At 58.0% G+C, this 8,058-nt stretch carries 13 protein-coding genes; all 13 read right to left on the bottom strand.

Annotated elements, in window-relative coordinates; all coding sequences use genetic code 11:
* Nucleotides 1-123 precede the first annotated feature (123 nt).
* Entirely contained in the window at nucleotides 124-351 is a 228-nt protein-coding gene (locus FCS96_RS00065; protein ID WP_138438230.1) for a hypothetical protein, read from the bottom strand.
* Nucleotides 352-464: 113 nt separating this feature from the next.
* A complete protein-coding gene (locus FCS96_RS00060; protein WP_138438229.1) occupies nucleotides 465-1,445 on the bottom strand; it encodes a phage integrase in 981 nt (326 codons plus the stop codon).
* Nucleotides 1,442-2,707, bottom strand: coding sequence for a hypothetical protein (locus FCS96_RS00055; protein ID WP_138438228.1), 1,266 nt, complete (start codon nucleotides 2,705-2,707; stop codon nucleotides 1,442-1,444). The genes FCS96_RS00060 and FCS96_RS00055 overlap by 4 nt, the downstream gene beginning before the upstream one ends.
* 117 nt (nucleotides 2,708-2,824) lie before the next feature.
* Complete coding sequence (locus FCS96_RS00050) at nucleotides 2,825-3,997, bottom strand: zonular occludens toxin domain-containing protein (protein ID WP_138438227.1); 1,173 nt, start codon at nucleotides 3,995-3,997, stop codon at nucleotides 2,825-2,827.
* Between the two features lie 18 nt (nucleotides 3,998-4,015).
* Nucleotides 4,016-4,279: a DUF2523 domain-containing protein gene (locus tag FCS96_RS00045; RefSeq protein ID WP_138438226.1), complete on the bottom strand. Its 264-nt coding sequence runs from the start codon at nucleotides 4,277-4,279 to the stop codon at nucleotides 4,016-4,018.
* Nucleotides 4,280-4,281: 2 nt separating this feature from the next.
* Nucleotides 4,282-5,646 (bottom strand): hypothetical protein, encoded by a 1,365-nt coding sequence (locus tag FCS96_RS00040; protein WP_138438225.1) that lies wholly within the window; start codon nucleotides 5,644-5,646, stop codon nucleotides 4,282-4,284.
* Between the two features lie 204 nt (nucleotides 5,647-5,850).
* On the bottom strand, nucleotides 5,851-6,093 hold the full coding sequence (locus FCS96_RS00035; protein WP_138438224.1) for a hypothetical protein: 243 nt from the start codon (nucleotides 6,091-6,093) through the stop codon (nucleotides 5,851-5,853).
* Between the two features lie 5 nt (nucleotides 6,094-6,098).
* Nucleotides 6,099-6,308, bottom strand: coding sequence for a hypothetical protein (locus FCS96_RS00030; protein WP_138438223.1), 210 nt, complete (start codon nucleotides 6,306-6,308; stop codon nucleotides 6,099-6,101).
* Nucleotides 6,309-6,327: 19 nt separating this feature from the next.
* Nucleotides 6,328-6,624: a hypothetical protein gene (locus FCS96_RS00025; protein WP_138438222.1), complete on the bottom strand. Its 297-nt coding sequence runs from the start codon at nucleotides 6,622-6,624 to the stop codon at nucleotides 6,328-6,330.
* 332 nt (nucleotides 6,625-6,956) lie between these two features.
* Nucleotides 6,957-7,223 (bottom strand): hypothetical protein, encoded by a 267-nt coding sequence (locus FCS96_RS00020; RefSeq protein ID WP_138438221.1) that lies wholly within the window; start codon nucleotides 7,221-7,223, stop codon nucleotides 6,957-6,959.
* Complete coding sequence (locus tag FCS96_RS00015) at nucleotides 7,220-7,546, bottom strand: hypothetical protein (RefSeq protein WP_138438220.1); 327 nt, start codon at nucleotides 7,544-7,546, stop codon at nucleotides 7,220-7,222. The genes FCS96_RS00020 and FCS96_RS00015 overlap by 4 nt, the downstream gene beginning before the upstream one ends.
* Complete coding sequence (locus tag FCS96_RS00010) at nucleotides 7,543-7,821, bottom strand: hypothetical protein (protein ID WP_138438219.1); 279 nt, start codon at nucleotides 7,819-7,821, stop codon at nucleotides 7,543-7,545. Before FCS96_RS00010 ends, FCS96_RS00015 begins: the two co-directional genes overlap by 4 nt.
* Nucleotides 7,818-8,058 (bottom strand): hypothetical protein (locus FCS96_RS00005; protein ID WP_228263983.1); only part of this gene is annotated, 241 nt, incomplete at its 5' end. The genes FCS96_RS00010 and FCS96_RS00005, both read right to left, overlap by 4 nt.

The following is an 8,058-nucleotide window of genomic DNA, read 5'->3' as shown; positions in this document are numbered from 1 at the left end:
CTCATAATCCCTTGGTCGCTGGTTCGAGTCCAGCTGGGCCCACCATATTTCAATGACTTACAAATACCTCTGTCATATCGAGAACCAAAACTGTCAACGAAACGACGACGATGCCTCGAATGATCAAAATTTTGGGCTTGGTGTAGTCGAGTAATCCCGTGCGGCTTTGAGCTTCAAACGATGAGCGTGAACAATTGACTTCGCTTCTTCGAAGGTAGCCGCAACGCCAATCTGCTTATCTTCCCAGAAAACAATAAACAGATATCCAGGAGCTGGCAGAGAATCGGGATCTTCCTTTCTGCAAATTTTACCTTTGATACCAACCGTGCTGGTTTCCTTAAACTTCTGCATAAGACACCTACGTTGTGAGCTTGAGCCAACAACATACATCGCCACGAAAAATCATTCAAGCCATTGTTTTTTATATTATTTTTATATTATAACTTACGCAGACAGACAAGTTGTCACGAGCTGAATATTGTTTTAACCGGCCCTTTTTCCAGAACCTCGTTCAGAAAATCGGGGGCGAGGTGAGCGTACCTCATTGTCAACTTCAGGTCGGAATGACCCAGAACCTTCTGGAGCGTGAGTATGTGACCGCCATTCATTACGAAATGGCTTGCGAAACTATGGCGGCAAATGTGTGTTAACTGGCCTTTGGGTAACTGGATTTCTGCTCTTCCGAGGGCGGATCTGAAAGCGCTGTAACAGGACTGGAACGGAAGCTCCTCGATCAATTCCTGGTACAGGTCCTTACTGAGTGGAACCGAGCGACTTTTCCCACTTTTCGTGCCTGAGTAGGTTACCCGATAAGGCGTGAATGCGGACGGCTTAACTGACTCCGCTTCCGACCACCTGGCGCCAGTGGCCAAGGCCAAACGAGCCACATGGTAAACCGATGGGTTGGATGACGCCCTGCACTCCTCGAGGAGCCGTTCGATTTGTTCCTGGTCCAAGAACGCCAGTTCAGGCTCGTCGATTTTCAGGCGGCGCAACTTTTCAAGCGGATTCTTCCCTTTCCAGTGGCCTTGTCGGATCAGCTCGTTAAATACAGCTGTGAGATAGGCCTGCTCATGGTTCAGTGTGTTCTCTGAAATTCCGGAATCGACTCTTACCAGGCGATAGGCTGCAAAGTCGCCAGACGTGAACCTAGTGGCCCTGGGATTACCAAGGCGCTCGACGGTTGCTTCCAGCTTTTTCTTCCTGGATTCGCCGTCTTTCAGTGCATGACCATGATGGATGTACCACAGTTTCACCAGGTCCTGGAGCGTCCGTTTGTCCTGCTTTGGGTTCCAGTCTTCGCCGGCCTCGTGTTTGTTGAGCACCCAACGTTCGTATCTCAGCGCTTCAGGCTTAGAATCAAAGGACTTCCTGACACGTTTCTGCCCTCGTCCACCGGGTTGAATATCGACCTGCCATCGTCCCGACGGTAGTTTCTTAATCATGCGGCCACCTTGGTCAGCAGTCGTCGTTTTATCAGCCCATCCTGGACGAGCTGGAACAGCTCGTTTTCATAGATTTCCCGTCGCCGGTAATAGGCGCACAGATCCTCCCAGAGTCCGGATTTCTTGAGGCAGTCCCAGGCCTGTCGTGGGTTAAACCGGTTGCGTGCATAAATGGACAGTAGATTGCCAAAGGCCAGGGAGACGTTCTTTTCGTTGCCGCAACCGGGTTCCTTTTTTACGCGTTTGTAGAGCAGATCCGGGGCTGAGTAACCGAAGCCGATGTCGTCCCGGAGCTTGGTCCAGATGGGGTGTACCCATTCGCGTTTGACCTCGTAGCGGTTGCCCTGGAGCGCGTATTGCCAGAGGCCGGTCAGGTGCGGAACGGCGTCCATATAGGTGTAGATGGGCTTCATGTTCGGTGTGCCCTGAGATATCTCGTTCACGATCCGATGGTGGAAGCGGATTTCCAGACGCCAGACCGGCATGTCCGGGTCATAGCAGGTGTCCGGGAAGCACGCTTCGTTGCTGGCGCATTCCCAAATGCTTTCCATGAAGGCGCGCTTGTCGGAGACATCGACCTCTTTGGACTTGTCGTAGAGGCAGACCTGAAGGCTGTTGGCCTTGCCGAAGGTGTAGGTTTCGCCGCGTCCGTTGACCGTGGAGCCTTCCAGGCCCTGGAAGTGGAAGTCGCTCATGCCGTTGTGGACGCTGATGGTCCGGGCTCGGGTGACGAAATGCTGGGCAAAATCCTGGGGTGGTTCCCAGCCTTGGAAGTCCACTGCAAGGTGCATGGCGATACCGACCGGGTTGATGTTCGTGAGGAAATACATACCCCACTCGGCCAGTTCGTCGTGGATCTGCTGGCTGGAACGTTCATAGAGCCAACGCGGTGACGTCTCGATCTTAACGTGAGTGCCCAGGGTGTCGGCTTCGGCGTAGAAATTCTGCAGCAGAATTGTGAGGCCATATTCCCGGTTTTGCAGGATGTACTTAAAGCCACCGCGTCTGCCGGACTGGAGCCGGAACGGGATCTTCTTAATAGTGATCGTGGCGTCGTAGCCGGATTCGTATTCGGTGGCGATATCGGCAAGAATTTCGGGCTTCAGGCGTCCCTGGAACAGTTGCCGCACGGTGTCGGTTCCCGTCCAGAGGACGTTGACGCCTTGGAGGTTCACTTGCTGGCCTTCAGGACCGATAAAGAGGTCCCCTTTGCCGATTTCCCCGGTGGTGGCGTCCAGTCGTTCGAAGTCTCTGATTTTCATCTGTGGCTCACTGTGGTTCTGTGTGGTTAAAAATCGACTACCGTCGTTTTCTATGAGACGTGTTACAGGGACGTCTCCAAGCCGCTGCGCGGCGCGTGGCGGTCGCTCCGCTCGCGCTCACGCGCCGTCGCCTTCCTTCGTCGGTAAGGCTGTTTCCAGGTAGGAGGAGCGGGATTGCTTGTCCTCGTCAGTCCGTTCCGGTTCCCGGTAGCTGTAGTAGGTGACGAGCTTGCCCTGGATGACGCAGAAGGGTTCGCCGGTTTTGAGGAACCTGGCGCAGTTCCTGGAATGGATCTTCCGGGTGCCGGTTTCGCCCCAGATCCAGTAGACGTTGTTGACCTCGCCGACGATGCGCCAGGTGTTGGAGAGCGGCAGCCAGCCGGGTTCGAGTTCGTGTTTGACCTGGTGTGGCGCCCTGCCCTCTAAGCTGGCTTTGGCCGCACGGGTTCGTTGGGCAGTGCGTGCGCCTTGGCTCGTTGTGATGGCTTGCTGTTGGCTGGCCTGCTGGGTGCGGACCTCGGTTGCGGCTCCCGGTGTGGTTTCCTCGGTGTGTTCGTCCGGGCTGAAGTAGGCAACGGCTTTCCAGACACCCAGGACCATGATCAGGATGGCGACGGGAATACCGTATTTGATGAGCGGGTGCTTCAGGACGTTGGCGCGGTCATCGGCTTTCTCTTCCATGCCGGCGGCGAAGTCGGTTTTGTTGCGGGTGTGGCTCTTGTAGTACTGGTAGATCTCGGGCTTGTAGGAGCCGTAGAGCTGGCGCATGGGTTTTCCGGGTTTCTGGCCGGTGGCGGCACCCATGTAGACATCGACCCGGTACTTGTTCTTCTGGCCGATGGCGGTGAGTTTGACGGCGCGGTAGGTTTCCTCGACGAGGCCACGCACGAAGGCGCAGAGCTGGGCCAGATCCTGGGTGACCAGGACGATTTCGTTGGTCCGTCCGTCCGGGCCAACGTTGTGCCGGTGCTCGGTGAAGAACTCTTTCTGGCACTGCGGGATGTTGGTGGCTTTCATGCCGCTTTTCCAAAACCGCCAGGCTTCGTCGATGATCCAGATGACCCCGGCCGGGTGCCGCTCCAGGTCGAAGAAGGTGGGATCCTCCTCCGCTTCCTTGTTGTCGAACATGGTCACCCTGCCCTGGGGGTAGTCGTCTGAGAGACGGCCCAGCTTGAGCGGGATGTTGGTGATGATGTGCCGACCGGCGTCCAGGGCCGGAATCACGACGTTCTCGACGACGCCGTAACTCTTCCCGGAGCCCGGCAGGCCTGCGTAGCCAACAATGGACATGGGTTCCTCTTCTGTCTGTTATCCAATGAAGGGAATTCTTCGGAGGATGAAGCGGGCAATCAGCGCGGTCATCATGGCGGTGATGCCGTAGTCGAACTCGAACACGGTGAGGAAATACAGGAGCTGGCCGCCCAGGCCATCGAACACGCCCTGCAAATCCACGATGTCGATCTCGGGTATCCAACTGAGCATCAGTTCCACGCCATCGACCAGCAGGCCGAAGAGTTGGCGCGGTACCCACAGGACGATGTCGATCAGTGCATCGATCAGTTTCTGGATCATGGTTAGGCCCTCAGGAAGACGAAGACGGCGGCCAGGGTCCACACGGCAATGAACAGCAGGGACAACAGGCCACGGTGGTCGGTTAGGATCTGGCAGTGACTGTCGATGGGCATGGCATCCCAGACCGGGGTGGCCGGGATGGTCCAGACCGGACAGGTGTTGTTGCTGGCGATGGTCGGTATGGTAGTGACCGACTGGATGGTCGGGTGATTGACGATGACTTGCTGCAGGCGTTCGCTGCTTTCGCTGAAGGTGGGGGCATCGCCCAGGCCATCGGTGCTGTAACCACCCTCAGGACCGTCCATCTTGTCGTTCAATTCGGTCAGGGTGTCGGCGGTGTCCTGGGTGTTCTGTTTGATGTCGGCCAGGTCGCCCAGATAGTCCTCTCCGTCGGGGTTCTTCAGACCCTCGCCACCACCGGAGCCCGCACCGCCGCCACCGGCTAACTCACCGTTCTTGCCCATCTGTTCCAGAGAGGACACGTCATCGGCAATGCTTTTCACCGCGTTCTCGATCTTGCCCAGATGGCCGTTGGAGGTGTCGGTTTTGGCGTTGCCGTCTTTGATCGCTTTCTCGATCTTGTCGAGTCCCTTCTCGACGGATTCCGGATCGTTTGTCCGGTCGTATTCGTCCGGCTCCCCATCGCCGTCGGTATCGGTGTTGGGGTCTTCCGGGGTGTCCGGTTCCTCGGGTTTGTTTTCCAGGGTCTGGCAGGCGAAGCCGTAGTTGTCGATCACGCCAATGGTGCCGCTTTTGCACTTGGGTACGCCGTAGTCTTCCGCGATGCAGCGGAGTTCGCCGTTAACGAAACCAACCTGGCCGGGCTTATCCCCGGAGCACTGGTCGTAATCGCCGCACATTTTCACCGGACTGGTGCCGTAGCCGGTCACGATTTCGCCACGGTAATCCGGGCTGTCGTTGGTGCATTCGTTGTCTTCTTCAGGAGGCGGCAGGCACGCGCCGTTCAGTTCGCCGTGTTCGCATTCGAGCTGGCAGAGGCCGTTTTCCGGGTTATGGACCTGGCCGTTTTCCCGGCATTCTTCGGGTTCCTGATCGGGGAGCTGACAACGTGGGTTCGCATTGGCGCCGGCGTCTGTCCAGCCGGTCACGCAAGAGCATTCTCCGAGGGGCTGTTCGCCGGTGATGGGGTTCTTCTCGTGCTGGAACGCTTCACATTGCACCGGACTGGCGACCATACGAACGCCACCTCGGATCCGATACATTTTCTGATCGCCGACGTCGTACAGGTACTGCGGGTCATCGTCATAACCCTCGACGTAGCAGGTCTTATCCGGATGCTGTGACTCGCAGGAATCGCGGTAGGCCTCGGCCTGAGGCCACATCGTTTCGCTCGGTGACTGACCCATGCCAGGCGGGTCGTAATAATCCTTGGAAGCGACTTTATCCCAGATGACGACGGCACCTTCAGGGAGGGGTGGAAATCCGGCGAAGGACAGAGATGAGAAAAGAAGGCCGAACCACAGGATCAGATGTCTTTGAACAGGTACACGCACAGCGCAGCCCCCATCACGAAAAACGTCCAATCCCACAGTTCGGCCACGATCACCCTCCTACTTGATCATGCTCAGCAGGAGGCGGGCACCTTTGCGCACGACATAGAAGCCGGCCAGGACGCCCACAACGGCGATGACGCCGGTGATTTCACCGGAGAAATCGAGGCCCCCGGTGACGGTGGACCAGTCGGCTGCATTGGCGGCAGATGCGCCCAGGAAGGTCATGGGTACGGCTGCGAACGTGGCAGCGGGTTTCATGTACTTGCGGGCTTTTGCCGCCTGGAATTTGATTGCGTTCATAGGTATTACCTCAGCATTTTCAGGAGTTGACGGCCGCCCCATGCGACCGCCATGAGTGGCAAGGTCACGCTGAAGCCCTGGAAGATGGCTTCGGCGATCATTGCTGGGGTGTACTCGACAGGGATCGTGTACACCACCTGGGTGATGGCGCCGGAGCAGTCCCAGCCAGAGGCCGTGAGTGTCCAGTCGCCGTCACACAGGATTGCTTTGCTCACCGGTCAGTCTCCTGTCCGGTTAAGCGGATTTCTTGATGGGTTCCTGGGGCTTGAGCTCCAGGGCCTTGAAGGTGATCTTGCCGCCCTGCCCAGCTTTCATCTGGGCTTTGACGGTGAACATGCTCGGGAGCCGTTCGGCGTGGTTGCGCAGCTGGTCGATGTGTTTCCAGTCGCAGGCGATTTTCATGACTTCGTTTCCGACCCGGTTGTCGTCGTCGGCTTCGGCTGGGGAGTAAGCCCACAGGGAACCGCCCCGGTTGCCGTCGATGTCGTAGCGGGTGGCGCCGATGATCATGAGGTTCAGGTAGTTTTCCATTATGTGTGTCCTCTGGTTTCGTTGGGTGTTGCTGTTGGCCTTCCGTTTCCTGGTTGGAAATCAGGAAGGGTGTTGAATCTGGTGTTCTGCGACCCCTTTGGGGCGGGCTCTACTCGCGTTGCTCCTGGCCACTAAGGTGGCCACCCTTACGGGTAACGATCCCTGTCGCCTGCCGCGCTCCGCTTGCCTCCTGTGCTCATGGTTCGGAATCAAGGGGCGGTCGTCCTCCCCCGACATCCTCACCACTCTGTGTGCGCACTGTGGACCAGCCAGAGCCCGCCACAAGGCCAGGGGGCCGTTGGCCCTGGCGCTGCGCGCCAGCCTTGCAGCGGTCACTGCCCGGCCCCCTGATCGTGCGCGAGTGGTGACGATGACGGGGGCGGACTCGAAGGCTTTTCAGGGGGTTGGTCCTGAGTGCCAAAGCTGGGGCAGCCAGCCTCCAGCCAGACGCGCAGAACGGAACCGCCGAGGGTCCAGAGGTCGGTGCCGCGCTGGATGGCTTCCTGCTGCAGTTGCAGGTAGATGGAGGACGGAGCGCAGACGTAGAAACGGCGCTCTTTGTCTTCCACCTGCTCTTTTCTGGGTGGGATGTGGGTCATGGTTGCGTCTCCGTGACGTTGGGAAGATCCAGTTGGCCGCAGTCCCAGGCGTCCCGCAGTTGGATGAGGCGGTCAAAGGCCGGGCTGTGATGGCCGCTGGCTTCCAGTTCGTGGATCAGGGCGTCGGTGAAGCCGGCTTTGCAGCGGGCCATGTAGTCGCACGGGTACTCGGTGCGGACTTCCTGCAAGTGGCTTAGCCGGTGCAGGAGATTGTCAAAAAGGCCTTCCAGAGCCTGGGCAGTGAGCGCAGAGGACGGACGAGGGCCCTGGAAGGCAAAACTGGCTGCGTTGACGGCGTTGGTTGCGGGGTGGCGGTGTGTCATGCGGCGGCCCTCAGTGCGGTGCAAGCCTGCCCTACGGCCCAGGCGTTGAAGTCGCGGGTGTCATCCTGAAGGAAGAATTCGGCCCAGGTGATGGTGAGGTTGAGGCCGAACCAGTAGAGGTCGGAATCGACGCCCATATAAGACGACACCATCTGGTGGATCTGGCTGATGCGTTGGGCGGCTTCTTCGTAATTGCCTTCCTGGTGGGCTTCACAGGCTTGCTGGAAGCGCAGGCGCATAATGGTTTTCTTCTGGTTGCGCACGTCCGGTGTCATTGCCAGTCCTCCTGGTCCAAGGCCTGCTGAGAGAGCGCGGCGATGTTAACCATGCGCACCCGACCGATTTTGAGTGAAGGCAGATGTCCTTTTTCAATCTGGCCCCTGACCTGCCCTTCCGTTAAGCCCGTGAGCTGGGCGTAGCGGTCCTGGGTCATGACAGGGGTTGCGATCAGGATGATTTGCTTTTGCTCGTCCACTGTTTTGCACTCTGCTACACTAATTTCCACATTTAGC

Source organism: Marinobacter alexandrii (assembly GCF_005871205.1).
In the GTDB taxonomy this organism is placed as follows: domain Bacteria; phylum Pseudomonadota; class Gammaproteobacteria; order Pseudomonadales; family Oleiphilaceae; genus Marinobacter; species Marinobacter alexandrii.
This window is presented reverse-complemented; position numbering and strand designations above follow the sequence as displayed.